Origin of the sequence: Stenotrophomonas maltophilia group sp. Smal12 (genome assembly GCF_037079935.1) — a bacterium.
GTDB lineage: Bacteria > Pseudomonadota > Gammaproteobacteria > Xanthomonadales > Xanthomonadaceae > Stenotrophomonas > Stenotrophomonas sepilia.
Genome location: NZ_JBAWUK010000013.1, coordinates 36,332 through 51,894, shown reverse-complemented (window position 1 = coordinate 51,894; position 15,563 = coordinate 36,332). Strand labels below are relative to the sequence as shown.

Here is a 15,563-nt window from a genome sequence, read left to right as displayed (position 1 = left end):
GTGCCAACCACGCTGTTGCAATCCGATCTCCCCGGCCTGCCCTTGCGCCATCGCGGCAAGGTGCGTGATGTGTTCGATATCCCGCGCGAGCGGCTGCCAGCCGGAACCCCGCCGGGCGACTACCTGCTGATGGTGGCCACCGATCGCCTGTCGGCGTTCGACGTGGTCCTGCCCGACCCGATCCCCGGCAAGGGCGAGATGCTCTGCCAGGTCTCCAACTTCTGGTTTGCCAAGACCGCGCACCTGATGCCCAACCACCTGACCGGCATCGACGTGGCCAACGTGCTGCCCGAAGGCGTGGACCCGGCGCTGTACGCCAAGCGCGCGGTGGTCACCCGCAAGCTGAAGCCGGTGCCGGTGGAAGCGATCGCCCGCGGCTACCTGATCGGCAGCGGCTGGAAGGATTACCAGCGCACCGGCAAGGTCAGCGGCATCGACCTGCCCGACGGCCTGCGCCAGGCCGAACAGCTGCCCGAGCCGATCTTCACACCCTCGACCAAGGCCGCAGTCGGCGACCATGACGAGAACATCGATTTCGACGCGATGGTGAAGCAGGTCGGTGCGGAACTGGCCGAGCGGGTGCGCGACGCCACCCTGCGCATCTACAAGTTCGCCGCCGATTACGCCCGCGAGCGCGGCATCATACTGGCCGACACCAAGTTCGAGTTCGGTACCGACGCCGATGGCCGGCTGTACATCATGGACGAGATGCTGACGCCGGATTCCTCGCGTTACTGGCCGGCCGACGAGTACGAAGTGGGCACCAGCCCGCCGAGCTATGACAAGCAGTTCGTGCGCGATTACCTGGAGACGCTGGACTGGGGCAAGACCGCCCCGGGTCCGAACATCCCGGCCGACATCATCGAGCGCACCCGCGCCAAGTACGCCGAGGCGCTGCAGCGCCTGGCCGGGATCAGCGTCGACTGATCCGCCTGCGCCCCTGGCCGGAAAGGCGGGGGGCGCGTTCGGTAGTGCCGGCCGCTGGCCGGCGCTTCGGTGAACCTGCAACCAGGCATGGCCTGGTCCTGGTAGTGCCGGCCGCTGGCCGGCGACGTCGCGAACTCGGCTATGCTCTGGTTTGCCGGCCCGCGGGCGGCACTACCGTTGTCCGAGGAATCGACGCAGCATGCAGACATCCACCGAGCTTGCGCGGCCGATCGACCGCTATTTCGCCAGCTACTCCGACGACCACCGCAACGTGATCAACCAGCGCATCCACGTGGTGGCGGTGCCGGCGATCCTGTGGTCGGTGGTGGCCCTGCTGTGGTGCCTGCCGCCGCTGATCACCTGGTTCCAGTACGGCATCTGGTCGGCGTTCGCGATGTTCAGCGCCTGGTGCTTCTACAACAAGCTGTCGCGCCCCCTGGGCATCGGCATGCTCGTCCAGTTCTTCGTATTCGGCTGCCTGTGCCGCCTGCTGGAGGCCGAGATCGGCCTGCATGCGCTGCGCTGGCTGGCGGTGGGCGTGTTCGTGGTGGCCTGGATCGCGCAGTTCATCGGCCACACGTTCGAGGGCCGCAAGCCCAGCTTCCTGACCGACCTGACCTACCTGCTGATCGGCCCGGCCTGGGTGATGGCCAAGTTCTATCGCAAGCTCGACTGGCGCTACTGATCGCCGGCGGCCGACAGCGGCCGTCGTTTCCTGAACGGGCGAATTCCATCACCCACACTCCACGGCGGCCCTGCCAGCCTGCGCCGGTGACCCGCTCCCCGCCTTCCGTCCATTGACGGCAGCCCCTGTGCGACAGGGCCTGCGGTGTCCCTTCGTGGGCGTAGGGTGTCCCCCGAGGGCAACCGGAAGGGACCGCAGGAACGTGATGTTGCGGCGCAGAAAAAATGAATCAGCGAACGTTACATGCAATTGATCGCTGTTTGATGGGTTTCGGCGACATTTCGCAGCCTGTTATTCTCCCTGACCTGCTCGTGAATCATGGATTCCCTGCATGCTCTCCAGCCTGCCCCTGCTGCTGGCCCTGCCGTTCCTGATGGCAGCGGCTGTTGCGGCCTTCCCCCGTAGTTCGCGCTCGGCTGCTGCCTGGCTGGCGGCACTGGCGCCGTTGGGCGGGCTGGCCATCCTCGGCTGGCTGACCCCGGCGGTGCTCGATGGCCAGGTGGTCCGCACCCTGGTCCCCTGGCTTCCACAGATCGGCCTGGACTTCACCCTGCGCCTGGACGGGCTGGCCTGGATGTTCGCCGGGCTGGTGCTGGGCATCGGCGCCCTGGTGGTGCTGTATGCGCGCTACTACCTGAGCCAGCAGGACAACGCGCACCGCTTCTACTGCTACCTGCTGCTGTTCATGGGCGCGATGCTGGGGATGGTGCTGTCGGGCAACCTGCTGTTGCTGATGATCTTCTGGGAAATGACCAGCATCAGCTCGTTCCTGCTGATCGGCTTCTGGTCGCACCGCCAGGACGCACGCGAAGGCGCGCGCATGGCGCTGGTGATCACCGGCGGCGGCGGCCTGGCCCTGCTCGGTGGCGTGCTGTTGATCGGCCGTATCGTCGGCAGCTTCGACCTGGATGTGGTGCTGGCCGCCGGCGAGCAGATCCGCGCCAGCACGCTGTATCCGTACGCCCTGTTCCTGGTGCTGGCCGGCATCTTCACCAAGAGCGCGCAGTTCCCGTTCCACTTCTGGCTGCCGCACGCGATGGCAGCGCCGACCCCGGTCTCGGCCTACCTGCACTCGGCCACCATGGTGAAGGCCGGCGTGTTCCTGCTGGCGCGGCTGCATCCGGCGCTGGCCGGCAGCGACCTGTTCTTCTATACGGTCAGCGGCATCGGCGCGCTGACCCTGCTGATCGGTGCCTGGAACGCGATCTTCCAGCACGACCTGAAAGGCCTGCTGGCGTACTCGACCATTTCCCACCTGGGCCTGATCACCCTGCTGTTCGGCCTGTCCACGCCGATGGCGGTGGTCGCCGGCGTGTTCCACATCCTCAACCACGCCACCTTCAAGGCCTCGCTGTTCATGGCCGCCGGCATCATCGACCACGAAACCGGCACCCGCGACATGCGCAAGCTGGGGGGGCTGCGCAGGCTGATGCCGTTCACCAGCGCGCTGGCGATCATCGCCTCGCTGGCGATGGCCGGGATCCCGCTGCTCAACGGCTTCCTGTCCAAGGAAATGCTGTTCGCCGAAGCGATTACGGCCGGCGGCCCGGGCATCATGCGCACGGCGGTGTCGATCGCTGCGTTGCTGGCAGGCGTGTTCGGCGTGGCGTACAGCCTGCGCTTCGTGCACGACACCTTCTTCGGCACTGGCCCGCACGACCTGGACCGCGTGCCCCACGAGCCGCCGCGCTGGATGAAGGTGCCGGTGGAGCTGCTGGTGGTGATCTGTGTGGCGGTGGGCGTGGCACCCGCACTGACCGTCGCGCCGGTGCTGCACGCCGCTGCGGCCTCGATCCTCGGCACCGCCATGCCCGAATACAGCCTGGCGGTGTGGCATGGCTTCAACCTGCCGCTGGCGATGAGCGCGATCGGCGTGGTCGGTGGCGTGGCGCTGTACTTCGGCCTGCGCAGGCTGATCAACCTGCATGCCGTGACCAATGTCAGCACGGGCCGCAATGTGTTCCACGCCCAGCTGGACGCCGTGTCCGCGCTGGCCATGCGCCTGACCAGCGGCATCGCCAATGGCAGCCTGCAGCGCATGCTGCTGGGCCTGGTGCTGGTGGCGATCGTGGTTGCCGCTGCGCCGTTCGTGGCCAACCCAGCCTCGCCGAACTGGACCGCGCCGCAGCCGATTCCGCTGCTGGGCTGGGCCCTGTGGCTGGTGATGATGGCCTGCGCGGTCGCCACCCTGCGCATCTACAAGCAGCGCCTGCTGGCGGTGCTGCTGGTCGGCGGCGTCGGCCTGATGGTGGCGCTGACCTTCGTGTTCCTGTCCGCGCCCGACCTGGCCCTCACCCAGCTGCTGGTGGAGATGGTGACGCTGGTGCTGATGCTGCTGGGCATGAACTACCTGCCTGCGCAGTCCGGGCCTGAGCGGCCGCGCTGGCGCAAGCGCCGCGACGCGGTGATCGCGATCATCGCCGGTGCCGGGCTTGGCGCGCTGGCCTATTCGGCGATGACCCTGCCGCCGAACACCATGGCCGGCGAGCTGCTCGCCCGCGCGTTGCCCGAGGCCTACGGCCAGAACGTGGTCAACGTGATCCTGGTCGACTTCCGCGGCTTCGATACCTTCGGCGAGATCACCGTGTTCGGCATCGCCGCGCTGGTGGTGCATGCGCTGCTGCGGCGTACGCGGATGGCACCGGAGCAGATCATGCCCGGCCCGCCGATCAAGCTGCCGGTGCCGGCCGACCTGGCGCAGATCATGTTCCCGCTGACGCTGACCGTGTCGATCTTCCTGTTCCTGCGCGGGCACAACGCACCGGGTGGCGGCTTCATCGCCGGCCTGGTATTGGCAGTGCCGCTGCTGATCCAGTACGTGATCCAGGGCACTGCATCGGTGGAGTCGCGCTTCGGCTTCGACTACATCCGCTGCATCGGCATGGGCCTGCTGATCGCCCTGCTCAGCGGCAGCGCCTCGATGCTGTTCGGCGTGCCGTTCCTGACCAGCGGCCATCTCGACCTGCACCTGCCGCTGATCGGCGACGTACCGCTGGCCAGCGCGATCGGCTTTGACATCGGCGTCTATCTGGTGGTGTTCGGCGGCGCCATGCTGATGCTGTCGATGATGGGCACGATCAAGCCGTCGCGAACCCGCACCGCCCGCAAGGGTGAGATCGACCTGCAACGCCGCTCGGCACGCACCGGGGAGATGCACTGATGGAACTGGCCCTGGCTACCGCGATCGGCGTGCTGACCGCCATCGGCATCTACCTGCTGCTGCGTGCGCGCAGCTTCGATGTGATCCTCGGCATGACCTTCCTGTCCTACGCCACCAACCTGCTGATCTTCGCCGGCGGCCGCGTGGTACTGGGCAAGGCGCCGGTGCTGCAGGAAGGCGTGGACAGCCACCTGGGCAACTACACCGACCCGCTGCCACAGGCGCTGGTGCTGACCGCTATCGTGATCGCCTTTGCGATGACCGCGGTGAGCATTGTGCTGGCCATGCGCAGCCGCAGCGACAACCACAGCGACCACGTGGATGCCCACGAGCCGGATGACGACCTGCAGGATGAGCGCGTGCCGCCGCGCCAGGGCGAGGACCGCGCATGAACCACCTGGTGATCCTGCCGATCCTGATTCCGCTGCTGGGTGCGGCGCTGTCGCTGTTCGTCGAACACCGCCGCTATGGCCCCAGGGTGCAGCGGGCGGTGGCCTGGACCGCGCTGTCGGCGCTGGCGCTGGCGGTCGGGCTGCTGTTTGCCACCACGGCCAGCGGTGAAATCAACGTCTACCTGCTTGGCGACTGGCCGTCGCGGCTGGGCATCGCACTGGTGGCCGACCGGCTGTCGGCGTGGATGCTGCTGACCACCCTGCTGCTGGCCATTCCCTGCCTGCTGCACGCCTGCTCGGGCTGGGACCGCCGCGCGCCGCACTTCCATGCGCTGTTCCAGTTCCAGCTGGTCGGCCTCAACGGCGCGTTCCTGACCGGCGACATCTTCAACCTGTTTGTGTTCTTCGAGGTGATGCTGATCGCCTCCTACGGCCTGCTGCTCAGTGGCGGCCGCGGCCTGCGCATGCGCATCGGCCTGCACTACGTGGTGTTCAACGTCACCGCCTCGACCCTGTTCCTGGTCGCGCTGGGCCTGCTGTATGCCTCGCTGGGCTCATTGAACATGGCCGAGCTGTCGCAGCGCATCGCCGAGGTACCGCCGGCACAGCTGACCCTGGTGAAGGCGACCATGGGCCTGTTGCTGCTGGTGTTCTGCGCCAAGGCCGCGCTGATGCCGCTGTACCTGTGGCTGCCGGAAGCCTATTCGCGCGCACCGGCGGCCGTGGCTGCGCTGTTCGCGATCATGACCAAGGTCGGCCTGTACTCGGTGCTGCGCATCCAGATGCTGTGGTTCGGCGACGATGCCGGCGCGATGGCCGGCTATGGCCGCGACTGGATGTTGTGGGCGGGCGTCGCGACGCTGGTGCTGGGCGGCCTCGGCGCACTGGCCGCCACCCGCCTGCGCGTGCTGATCTCCTACCTGGTGATCGTGTCGGCGGCCACGCTGTTCATCGCCTTCTCGGTGGGCACGCCCCAGGTGCTCTCGGCTGGCCTGTACTACCTGCCGCACAGCAGCTTCGTCGCTGCCGCGCTGTTCCTGGTTGCCGATCTGATCCGCCGCCGTCGCGGTAGCGCCAGCGACCGCAAGGAAGTGGTCGCGCCGATGCCGGGCAAGGAGACGCCCGCCGTGTTGTTCCTGATCGGCGCGGTGTCGGTGGCCGGCCTGCCGCCGCTGTCCGGCTTCCTGGCCAAGGCTGCGCTGCTGGCCGGCATGCCGGTGCAGTACACCGCCCCGGTCTGGACCGCTGTGCTGGTCAGCAGCCTGCTGGTGATCATGGGCCTGACCCGGGGGGGCATCCGCCTGTTCTGGCGCGTGCCGCCGGTCGATCCGGAAGCGCCGGTACCGCGCAAGGCGCGGCTGCGCCGGGTCGAGCTGTACGCGGCCTGCATCCTGCTGGCCTACGGCATCGGCATGACCCTGGCCGCAGCACCGCTGATGCGCTACACCGACGCCACCGCCGCGCAGCTGCTGCACCCCAGCGAGTACGTGCAGCAGCTGCGTGCGACTGCACCGGAGATCCGCCAGCCATGACCGCCCAGCGCTCCCTGTTCCGTCGCCTGATTCCGTCGCCGATGCTGAGCATCATGGTGGTGGCGTTCTGGCTGCTGATGTCCGACAGCTTCACCCTCGGCCAGATCGTGCTGGGCCTGCTGCTGGGCGTGGTGGTGCCGCTGTTCGCCGCACGCCTGGACCGCGAGTTCGCCCGCATCGGCACCCTGCGCCCGTTGCCGAAACTGCTGTGCGTGACCCTGTGGGACATCCTGATGTCCAACATCCGTGTCGCCCTGCAGGTACTGGGGCCGGAGAAGAACATCCACCCCGGTTTCATCTGGCTGCCGCTGGACATCGCCAACATCCATGGCATCGCTGCGCTGACCAGCATGATCACGCTGACCCCGGGCACGGTCTCGGCCGCGCTCAGCGACGACCGCAAGTACCTGCTGGTGCACGTGCTGCACCTGGAGGACCCGCAGGACCTGATCGATACGATCAAGCGCCGTTACGAGGCGCCGTTGATGGAGATCTTCCCATGACCGGTTTTGAAGTCATCCAGACCACCCTGGTGGTGTGCATGCACGTGGTCGGCCTGGCGATGCTGCTGGCCACCTGGCGGCTGTTGCGCGGGCCGACCGTGCCCGACCGCATCCTCGCGCTGGACACGCTGTCGGTGACCGCGATCGCTGAGCTGATGCTGTTCGGCATGTACCTCAACTCACCGATCTACTTCGAGGCGGCGCTGATCATCGCCATGCTCGGCTTCGGCAGCACCGTGGTGCTGAGCAAGTTCGTGCTGCGCCGGGACATCGTCGAATGATCACCGCGATCCAGATCGTCCTGTCGATCCTGCTGCTGTTCGGCTGCTTCTTCATCCTGGTCGGCGCACTGGGCCTGGTGAAGCTGTCCACCTTCTTCAAGCGCCTGCACGCACCGACCAAGGCCAGCACGCTGGGCGTGGGCTGCGTGCTGGTGTGCTCGGTGTGCTACCACATCTTCCTCGGCCAGGACCCGCAGCCACGCGAGCTGCTGATCACCGTGTTCCTGTTCATCACCGCACCGATCAGCGCGCACATGATGGCCAAGGCGGCGTTGTCGCTGCTGATGGAGACCCGCCCCAGCCTGCCGGGCAACGAGCCGGCCGCCGAGGAGCAGCTGCCGCCGCCGGAACCGGTGCGGGAAGAAGAAACCACGCAGAACCGGTAGTGCCGGCCGCTGGCCGGCAATGTGACGCCCGGTAGGTGCCGACCGCTGGTCGGCACGAACAGCAGCCGAGCATGGGCTCGGCTCTACAGCGCCGGTGCGCCGACCAGCAGCAGCTCCAGCACGAACCAGCCTACGAACGCGACCAGCAGGATCCCGCCTTCGCCACGACTGATCTTCAGGTCGCCGCGCAGCATCGGGTACAGCACCAGCGCAAACGCCAACAGCGCCGGCAGTTCCAGGCGCACGAACGAGGCCGGCAAGGCCAACGGCTGCAACACCGCCATCGCACCGATCACCAGCAGCAGGTTGACCACGCTGGAACCCAGTACGTGGCCGAGCACCATGTCACCATGCCCGCGACGCGAGGCGGCAATGGCGGTGGCCACCTCGGGCAGTGCGGTGCCGATCGCCACCGGCAACAGGCCGACCAGCAACGGCGTCCAGCCCAGTGCGGCACCGAAGTCGGCCGCAGCACCCACCACCAGGCGCGCGCCCCAGTACAGGGTCAGTGCGGCGATCAGCACGCGCAGCACGTTCAACGGCAGGCTGGTGCGGCTCAGCGCGGATTCGGCGATGGCTGCCTGCACCTCGGCGCTCTCGACGCGGCCGCGGCGCAGCAGCAGCACCTGCATGACGATGAAGCCCGCCACCAGCACGCCGCCTTCCCAGCGCACCAGGCGACCATCCAGGCCGAACAGGATCAGCAGCACGCCGGCCGCCAGCAGCGACCACCACAGCACCGCCTGCAGGCGCGCGCGCAGCAGCAGGGGGGCGGCGATGGCGGCCACCGCCAGGGTCAAGCCCAGATTGACGATGCTGCTGCCCACTGCATTGCCCAGCGCCAGCTCCGGTTGGCCGACCGCCAGCGCACGTGCGTTGACCGCCAGTTCCGGCAACGAGGTGGTCACGCCGAGCAGCAGCAACCCGGCAGTGAACGGGCTGGCCCCGAAGCGCTGGGCCAGGCCAGAGACGGCCTTGACGATGGAGTCCCCGCCCAGTGCCAGCAGCAGCAGGCCGAGCAGGAACCAGGCAATGGCAATGGCGATCATCGAGCACTTCCCAGCAGTGGTGGCGCGATTCTACGCTTGGCCCGAGCGCATGGCTGGGCGGTGGATCAAGGATCAGCCACAGCCTTCCGCATAGTCGACCTGCGGGGTCTGCCCGACCCGCCAGGCCCCCACCCGGCCATCGGCACCGAGCGCGAAGTCGATCACTGCCCCGCCCTCCTGCACCGGCCGCACGCGCAGGTGCTGGGCCTTCTCGTCGTACTTGTCGGGACCGACGTCAGCGCGCTCGGGATACAGCACCTGCAGCTCGCCCAGGGTCATGCCGACCTTGCCGCCGCCCGGTGCAGTGATGGCGGCGCTGCGCACGTCGTAGCGCACCAGCTTGCGGCCTTCGATCATCAACCGCGGGTCCTCGGCATCCTGCGGGCGCAGGAAGTAGCAGCCGTCGTTGCCGTCGTCCGCGGGCAGCGGCTTGCCGGCGGCATCGGTGCCCAGCCCCTGCAGCGGCGTGCCGAAGCCGCTGCGGACCTCGGCGATGCTGGCGCCCAGCGTGACGCCGCCGAAGCCATCCAGGCGCGCCGGGCTGTCCTTGCGGAGGTCGTTCGCCGGGCGGGCCGCCAGATCAGGATCCGTCGATTGGGCCGGACCGGTCGCCGAGGCGGTTTCCGCCGGGGTGTCGCTGCCGCTGCCGGCGGCGCCCTGCTTGTCGGGGCCGCCACTGCAGGCGGCGAGCGAAAGGAGCAACAGACCAGCAATCGGGAGGTGCTTCATCGGTGCGGTTCCCTGGCACGAAGGTAGCTGCACGCTAGCGCAGCGCGCGTGCAGATGCTGCATTGTCATCGCGGTTTCATCGCCCTCGTTCAGGCTCGGCGTGCACCGACCTGGCTGTCCCTTCCATGCAACCGCGCAAGACTGAACTCGCCCGAACCGCGCTGCAGGCCCATCGCGCGCCGCTGGACATGCGCCAGCGCCGGTTGCTGATCCTGTGCGACGGCCAACGCAGCATCACCGACCTGACCGGCCTGCTCGGCCAGGATGCGCCCGCGATGGTCATCCAGCTGGTGCAGGCCGGCTACCTGAGCACCGGTACCGGTGCCGCAGCCCCGCCACCGCCGCCGGCAGCCACGGTAGCGCCGCAGCCCGCAACACCTGCCGCAGCCGCGGCCACAGCAGTCGAACGCCGCCGCTCGCTGGTGGCTGCGCGCATCTACGTGCTGGGCATCCTGGAAATGCAACGCCACCCGCAGGCGGCGGCCTTGTTCCGCGACCTGCAGCAGGCCCGCGCGGAAAGCGACGTACTACAGGTGCTGCACTCGGCGATGCAGATGCTGCCCGGACTGACTTCGGTGGGCTATTGCCAGCGTGTACGCCAACGCCTGCTGGAGGCGCTGCCGTTGGAGCACTGCGACGCGTTCGCCGAGGTGGCCTGAAGAAAAAGGGGACGGAGGGGATTAAGTCGCAATCAGCACACGTGTGCTTGAAACGACTTAATCCCCTCCGTCCCCTTTTTCGGGTCAGCGGAAGTTGTTGCGCAGGCCGTTCCAGCACTGCTGGTAGTCGCCCTGACGGTGGCCGGCGGCCAGGGCCTGTGCGGTCGGGCGGATCACCGCGCGGGTCTCGAACATGAAGGCCATCGTGTCCTTGATCACGTCCGCCTTGGACAGATCGGCATTGGACGCCTTGTCGAAGGTCGGTGCGTCCGGGCCGTGGCCGCTCATGCAGTTGTGCAGCGATGCGCCGCCCGGCACGAAGCCTTCGGCCTTGGCATCGTAGGCACCGTGCACCAGGCCCATGAATTCGCTGGCGATGTTGCGGTGGAACCACGGCGGGCGGAACGTGTTCTGCGCCACCAGCCAGCGCGGCGGGAAGATCGCAAAATCCATGTTGCTGGTTCCCGGCGTGTCGCTGGGCGAATGCAGCACCAGGAAGATCGACGGATCCGGGTGGTCGTAGCTGATCGAGCCAATGGTGTTGAAGCGGCGCAGGTCGTAGCGGTACGGCGCGTAGTTGCCGTGCCAGGCCACCACGTCCAGCGGCGAATGGTCGATCGGCGCACGCCACAGGCGGCCCTCGAATTTGGCGATCAGCTCGAAATCGCCATCGACATCCTCGAACGCCGCGTGCGGGGTTTCGAAGTCGCGCGGATTGGCCAGGCCGTTGGAACCGATCGGGCCAAGGTCGGGCAGCTTCAGCAGCGCACCGTAGTTCTCGCAGATGTAGCCGCGGCTCGGGCCATCGGGCAGTTCAACGCGGAACCGCACGCCGCGCGGGATCACCGCGATCTGCTGCGGCTCGATCTCGATCACGCCCAGCTCGGTCAGCAGGCGCAGCGCGCCCAGCTGCGGCACGATCAGCAGCTCACCGTCGGCATCGTAGAAGTAGCGGCCGACCATGTCGCGGTTGGCAGCGTAGAGGTGGATGCCCACGCCAGCATGCGCATCGGGCGAACCGTTGCCCCCCATCGTGTACAGGCCTTCGACGAAGTCGGTCGGCAGCTCCGGCAGCGGCAGCGGACTCCAGCGCAGCTGGTTCGGCGAGGCCGGTTGTGCGCCGAAATCACATTGCAGCTGCGACTGCGCGAACGGGGTGAACTCGCCATGGGTCACCGCCGGACGGATCCGGTACAGCCAGCTGCGGCGGTTGCTGCCGCGCGGCGCGGTGAAGGCGGTGCCGGTCAACTGTTCGGCGTACAGGCCGTGGGCCACCTTCTGCGGCGAGTTCTGCCCGACCGGCAGCGCGCCGGCGACGGCCTCGGTGGCGAATTCGTTGCCGAAGCCGGACTGGTAGCCGCGGGCGGTGAGGGCGGGGGACATGGGGGCTCCTGAAAAACGGCAAGACCGGAACGGAAAGCAGCCGAGCATGGCTCGGCTCTACAGGCAAGCAGGCGCCGGGCGTGACCCGGCGCTGCCCAGGACCTTACAGCACGCCGCGGCGGATCTGGTCGCGCTCGATGCTCTCGAACAGCGCGGTGAAGTTGCCTTCGCCGAAGCCCTCGTTGCCCTTGCGCTGGATGATCTCGAAGAAGATCGGGCCGATGCAGTTCTGGGTGAAGATCTGCAGCAGCTTGCGCTGGTGGGTTTCCGGATCGGCATCGATCAGGATCTTGTTCCTGGCCAGGCGCGGCACGTCTTCACCGTGGTTTGGCACGCGCTGGTCGATCACGTCGAAGTAGGTCTCCGGCGTGTCGAGGAAGTCCACGCCCTGCGCGCGCATCGCTTCGACCGTGTCGTAGATGTTCTCGGTGAAGCAGGCGATGTGCTGGATGCCCTCGCCCTTGTACGCGTCCAGGTACTCGTTGATCTGGCTCTTCGGGTCGGACGATTCGTTCAGCGGGATGCGCACGATGCCGTCCGGCGCGGTCATCGCCTTGGACACCAGGCCGGTCTTCAGGCCCTTGATGTCGAAGTAGCGGATCTCGCGGAAGTTGAACAGGCGCTCGTAGTAGTCCGACCACTGCTGCATGTTGCCGAAGTACAGGTTGTGGGTCAGGTGGTCGATGAAAGTCAGGCCGAAGCCCACCGGGTGCAGGTCGGCACCGGCGATCGGCTCGTAGTCGCCGTCGTAGATGCTGCCGGCCGCGCCGTAGCGATCGACCAGGTACAGCATGCAATCGCCGATCCCCTTGATGACCGGCGCGCTGACCGCCTTGCTGTCCGGCTTGAAGGCGATGGCTTCGGCGCCGTTGCCCAGCGCGGCCTGGTAGACCTCCTGGCCCGGCTTCTTGAAGCGGATGGCGAAGCCGCAGGCGCACGGACCGTGCTTTTCGGCGAAGTCGGCGGCGAACGAAGCGGGGTCTTCATTGACCAGGAAGTTGACGTCGCCCTGGCGATAGACGGTAATCGGACGCTGCTTGTGCTTGAGCACCGCGCTGAAGCCCATCTTCCGGAAGTACTCGTGCAGCTCCTGGCCACGGCCGGCCGGGGCGGCGAATTCGACGAACTCGAAGCCGTCGATGCCCATCGGGTTCTCGAAGGTGGTGACCTGCATGCCGGGGTTGGGATGCGAGGCGGTCGGGACTGCGGTATTCATGGCGTGGCTCCGAATCGGTACCGCATCGGTACAAACCAGGTGCGGGCAGGTAGGGACCCGGCGAGAATGCAGGGTCTGGACCCACCCCTTATAGTTACACTTGAAACCACCAGCAAGGTGCACCGCAACATGAGCCCCGCCGATCCTGCCTCGACCCGCCTGCGTGCCTCGCACGTCCTGCTCGACCTGGAACAGTTCCTGCCGTACCGGCTGAGCGTGCTGTCCAACCGGGTCAGCGGCAACATCGCCAAGCTATACGGCGATCGTTACGGTCTGTCGATCCCCGAGTGGCGGGTGATCACCATCCTGGCGCTGTACCCGGGCTCCTCGGCCAGCGAGGTCTCCGACCGCACGGCGATGGACAAGGTGGCGGTCAGCCGCGCCGTGGCCCGCCTGCTGGAGCGCGGCTTCATCAAGCGCGAGACGCATGGCGACGACCGCCGCCGCTCGGTATTGGCGCTGTCGGCCGCCGGTTTCGAAGTGTACGAGACCATCGCGCCGATGGTGATCGAGATCACCCGCAAGCTGATGTCGGTCCTGAGCGACGAGGAAGAGCAACTGCTGGAAAAGCTGATCCTGCGCCTGGCCGGCGAAGGTCTGGAGCGGATGGGCGAAGGGGTCTGAACGAAAAAGGGGACGGAGGTGATTAAGTCGTAATGAGCACAGGTGTGCCTGAAACGACTTAATCCCCTCCGTCCCCTTTTTTCAGCTCAAGTGCTTGCGCCGTGCGTGGATCCACGGCACGGCCAGTGCTGCGATGGCGCCGCCGGCGAAGCCCAGCGAGGCGGCAACCGTGGCGGCTTCGACGGCCCCGGGCAGCGCCAGCGCCGCAGCCACCAGCAGCAGCGACGGCAGGCCGACGAAGGTGCCCAGGAAGAAATGCCAGCGCGGTGACCAGGTATTGAGCTGCAGCAGGCTGACCGGTTGCCAGGCGTCGGACGCGGCATCCTCGGCGATCTTCGCCACCACCTTGCCCAGATCCACTTCCGGCAGCGCGCGCCCCAGGCGGGCGGTCGCCAGCAGTTCGGCCACGGCCTCCACCGGTGGGAAGCTGGACGGCCACGCCACCGGGGCCGGCACGCCGTAAGCGGTCAGCAGCGGCACGCTCAGCCACGGCGCCACCAGCGGGCGCATGCGGCGGCGGCCATGCACGCACCAGATCTGCGGCTGTCCCTGCGCGGTGACGTTGTACAGCGCCAGTTCGTTGGCGGGCGGATAACCCAGCATGGTCACCCGCGCCGCCAGACTGTCCTGGCCCATCGCACGCAGGAAGCCCGGGCGGCTGCGCCCTTCCTGCATCCACGCCAGGCCCAGCGCACCCACCAGGTACGCCTCCGCCACGTCCTTGCTGCCCGCCGTGGCGCGCTCGTCACTGGCCAGGTACCACGCCAACGACTTCGGCTCGGTGACATCCTCCAGGCCCCATCGGCTGTCATCCCCCAGCACGTGCCGCACCGGCAGACGGGCAGGCGCGGTTTCGCCACGCTCCCCGGTCTGCAGGAACGGCAGCACGCCCTGGATGAAGGTGGACAGCTCGATCGCGCGCGCGCCATGGCCCTGCCATTCCGGCGGCAGCAGCCCGGCCAGCTGGCCTTCGGCGGCCAGCGCATCAAGCCGCGCCTTCTGCTCGACCAGTTTCTGCACCGCACCCTTCAGCACCACGTTATCGGGCAGCGCGATCTGCGGCAGGCGATGGCGCGGCGGGGCCAGTTCGACGGTGTCCTCGCCGGTGCCGGCGTCGTCCAACAGGGTTTCCTGCGCCGGCAAAGTCACGCCCTCGCCTGCCCCACCCTCGGCCAGGTGGCTGGCAGGTTCGGGCAATCGTTCGGCGTGGTCGCTGTGCATGGGCGTTCCGGTAGGTAGCATCGACGGGATGTCGACTGAGGTCCTTGCCGGTAACGGCGAGCGCGTTGCGAAGTTGAGATGCCGATTCAGGGAGTGTGACGGCGCGCGCAGTAGAGCCACGCCATGCGTGGATGCGACCCGGCATCAGTGCCGGCCAGCGGCCGGCCCCTCCCCACCCTGCCGGCCAGCGGCCGGCACTACCGGTCAGGTGCCCACTGCTTGAGGAACGTGCTCACCCGCGCAGGCTGGAAGGCTTCGCCCTTGCGCAGCTCAGCAGTGGCCTGCGAGACCAGCAGGCTGCCATCGGCGTCCAGTACCAGCAGGTGCGGGTAGTCGCGCTCCATCACCGGGAACTGGGCGAAGAAGGCCGTGTTGGGCTGTTCGTCGCTGGCGTTGACCTTCACCCACACGTAATGGGCGTCGCGGAAGCGGCGCAGGTCTCCGTTGCCCTCGACCATTTCGTCCAGCGCCCGGCAGCGATCGCAGGCGGCGTTGCCGATCTCGAGCAGGATGCGCTTCTTGCCGCGCTGGGCTTCCACCTTGGCGGTGGCCAGGTCATCGGCGGGGTTGCGGGCCGGGTCGAACTGCGCACCGAGCCCGGCGATGGCGGCGATATCTGCCGCCACCGGGGTGTTGCCCGAGGCCACCGGTTCGCTGGGGTCAGCGACCGGTGGCTCGGTGGGTCGGGTATCCAGCGGCTGCGTGGGCTCGGCGGTGGCAGGCGGTTGCGGTTGGGAACAGGCGCCGATCAGCGCCGCACAGACCACCACCATTGCACCACCGAGCTTGCTGCGCATGCCTTCTACCCTCTGATCA

The 15,563-nt window shown here is 67.7% G+C and carries 16 protein-coding genes; 10 read left to right on the top strand and 6 right to left on the bottom strand.

Annotated elements, in window-relative coordinates; genetic code table 11:
• The 8 genes from WDC87_RS08040 to WDC87_RS08005 all read left to right on the top strand — a co-directional run bounded on the left by WDC87_RS08040 (position 1) and on the right by WDC87_RS08005 (position 7,866).
• Complete coding sequence (locus WDC87_RS08040; protein WP_171956169.1) at positions 1 to 927, top strand: phosphoribosylaminoimidazolesuccinocarboxamide synthase; 927 nt, start codon at positions 1 to 3, stop codon at positions 925 to 927.
• A gap of 199 nt (positions 928 to 1,126) precedes the next feature.
• Positions 1,127 to 1,612: an Mpo1-like protein gene (locus tag WDC87_RS08035; protein ID WP_053497697.1), complete on the top strand. Its 486-nt coding sequence runs from the start codon at positions 1,127 to 1,129 to the stop codon at positions 1,610 to 1,612.
• A 331-nt stretch (positions 1,613 to 1,943) separates the two neighbouring features.
• Complete coding sequence (locus WDC87_RS08030) at positions 1,944 to 4,772, top strand: monovalent cation/H+ antiporter subunit A (protein ID WP_072168907.1); 2,829 nt, start codon at positions 1,944 to 1,946, stop codon at positions 4,770 to 4,772.
• On the top strand, positions 4,772 to 5,164 hold the full coding sequence (locus tag WDC87_RS08025) for a Na+/H+ antiporter subunit C (RefSeq protein WP_005419863.1): 393 nt from the start codon (positions 4,772 to 4,774) through the stop codon (positions 5,162 to 5,164). The genes WDC87_RS08030 and WDC87_RS08025 overlap by 1 nt, the downstream gene beginning before the upstream one ends.
• Positions 5,161 to 6,696, top strand: a complete 1,536-nt coding sequence (locus WDC87_RS08020) for a monovalent cation/H+ antiporter subunit D (RefSeq protein ID WP_072168905.1) — start codon at positions 5,161 to 5,163, stop codon at positions 6,694 to 6,696. The genes WDC87_RS08025 and WDC87_RS08020 overlap by 4 nt, the downstream gene beginning before the upstream one ends.
• Positions 6,693 to 7,199 carry a Na+/H+ antiporter subunit E gene (locus tag WDC87_RS08015; protein ID WP_005419867.1) on the top strand — a complete coding sequence of 169 codons (507 nt, stop codon included), beginning with the start codon at positions 6,693 to 6,695 and terminating at the stop codon, positions 7,197 to 7,199. Before WDC87_RS08020 ends, WDC87_RS08015 begins: the two co-directional genes overlap by 4 nt.
• A complete protein-coding gene (locus WDC87_RS08010) occupies positions 7,196 to 7,480 on the top strand; it encodes a K+/H+ antiporter subunit F (protein ID WP_005411334.1) in 285 nt (94 codons plus the stop codon). The genes WDC87_RS08015 and WDC87_RS08010 overlap by 4 nt, the downstream gene beginning before the upstream one ends.
• Positions 7,477 to 7,866: a Na+/H+ antiporter subunit G gene (locus WDC87_RS08005; RefSeq protein WP_005419868.1), complete on the top strand. Its 390-nt coding sequence runs from the start codon at positions 7,477 to 7,479 to the stop codon at positions 7,864 to 7,866. Before WDC87_RS08010 ends, WDC87_RS08005 begins: the two co-directional genes overlap by 4 nt.
• A gap of 83 nt (positions 7,867 to 7,949) precedes the next feature.
• On the opposite strand, the gene WDC87_RS08000 is transcribed toward WDC87_RS08005, so the two are convergent.
• Entirely contained in the window at positions 7,950 to 8,915 is a 966-nt protein-coding gene (locus WDC87_RS08000) for a sodium:calcium antiporter (RefSeq protein WP_049415459.1), read from the bottom strand.
• A gap of 72 nt (positions 8,916 to 8,987) precedes the next feature.
• Positions 8,988 to 9,644: a hypothetical protein gene (locus WDC87_RS07995; RefSeq protein ID WP_072168904.1), complete on the bottom strand. Its 657-nt coding sequence runs from the start codon at positions 9,642 to 9,644 to the stop codon at positions 8,988 to 8,990.
• A gap of 125 nt (positions 9,645 to 9,769) precedes the next feature.
• On the opposite strand from WDC87_RS07995, the gene WDC87_RS07990 reads away from it, so the two are divergent.
• A complete protein-coding gene (locus WDC87_RS07990) occupies positions 9,770 to 10,303 on the top strand; it encodes a hypothetical protein (RefSeq protein ID WP_072168903.1) in 534 nt (177 codons plus the stop codon).
• Between the two features lie 84 nt (positions 10,304 to 10,387).
• Here the strand turns inward: WDC87_RS07990 and hmgA are convergent, their stop codons facing one another.
• Positions 10,388 to 11,686, bottom strand: coding sequence for a homogentisate 1,2-dioxygenase (gene hmgA / locus WDC87_RS07985; protein ID WP_072168902.1), 1,299 nt, complete (start codon positions 11,684 to 11,686; stop codon positions 10,388 to 10,390).
• Between the two features lie 103 nt (positions 11,687 to 11,789).
• A complete protein-coding gene (gene hppD / locus WDC87_RS07980) occupies positions 11,790 to 12,902 on the bottom strand; it encodes a 4-hydroxyphenylpyruvate dioxygenase (protein ID WP_172412146.1) in 1,113 nt (370 codons plus the stop codon).
• Positions 12,903 to 13,031: 129 nt separating this feature from the next.
• Between hppD and WDC87_RS07975 the strand changes: the two genes are divergently transcribed.
• Positions 13,032 to 13,526, top strand: coding sequence for a MarR family winged helix-turn-helix transcriptional regulator (locus WDC87_RS07975; RefSeq protein ID WP_252744857.1), 495 nt, complete (start codon positions 13,032 to 13,034; stop codon positions 13,524 to 13,526).
• Positions 13,527 to 13,607: 81 nt separating this feature from the next.
• On the opposite strand, the gene WDC87_RS07970 is transcribed toward WDC87_RS07975, so the two are convergent.
• Entirely contained in the window at positions 13,608 to 14,747 is a 1,140-nt protein-coding gene (locus WDC87_RS07970) for a hypothetical protein (RefSeq protein ID WP_072168900.1), read from the bottom strand.
• A 197-nt stretch (positions 14,748 to 14,944) separates the two neighbouring features.
• A complete protein-coding gene (locus tag WDC87_RS07965; protein WP_252744856.1) occupies positions 14,945 to 15,544 on the bottom strand; it encodes a thioredoxin family protein in 600 nt (199 codons plus the stop codon).
• Positions 15,545 to 15,563: the final 19 nt, after the last annotated feature.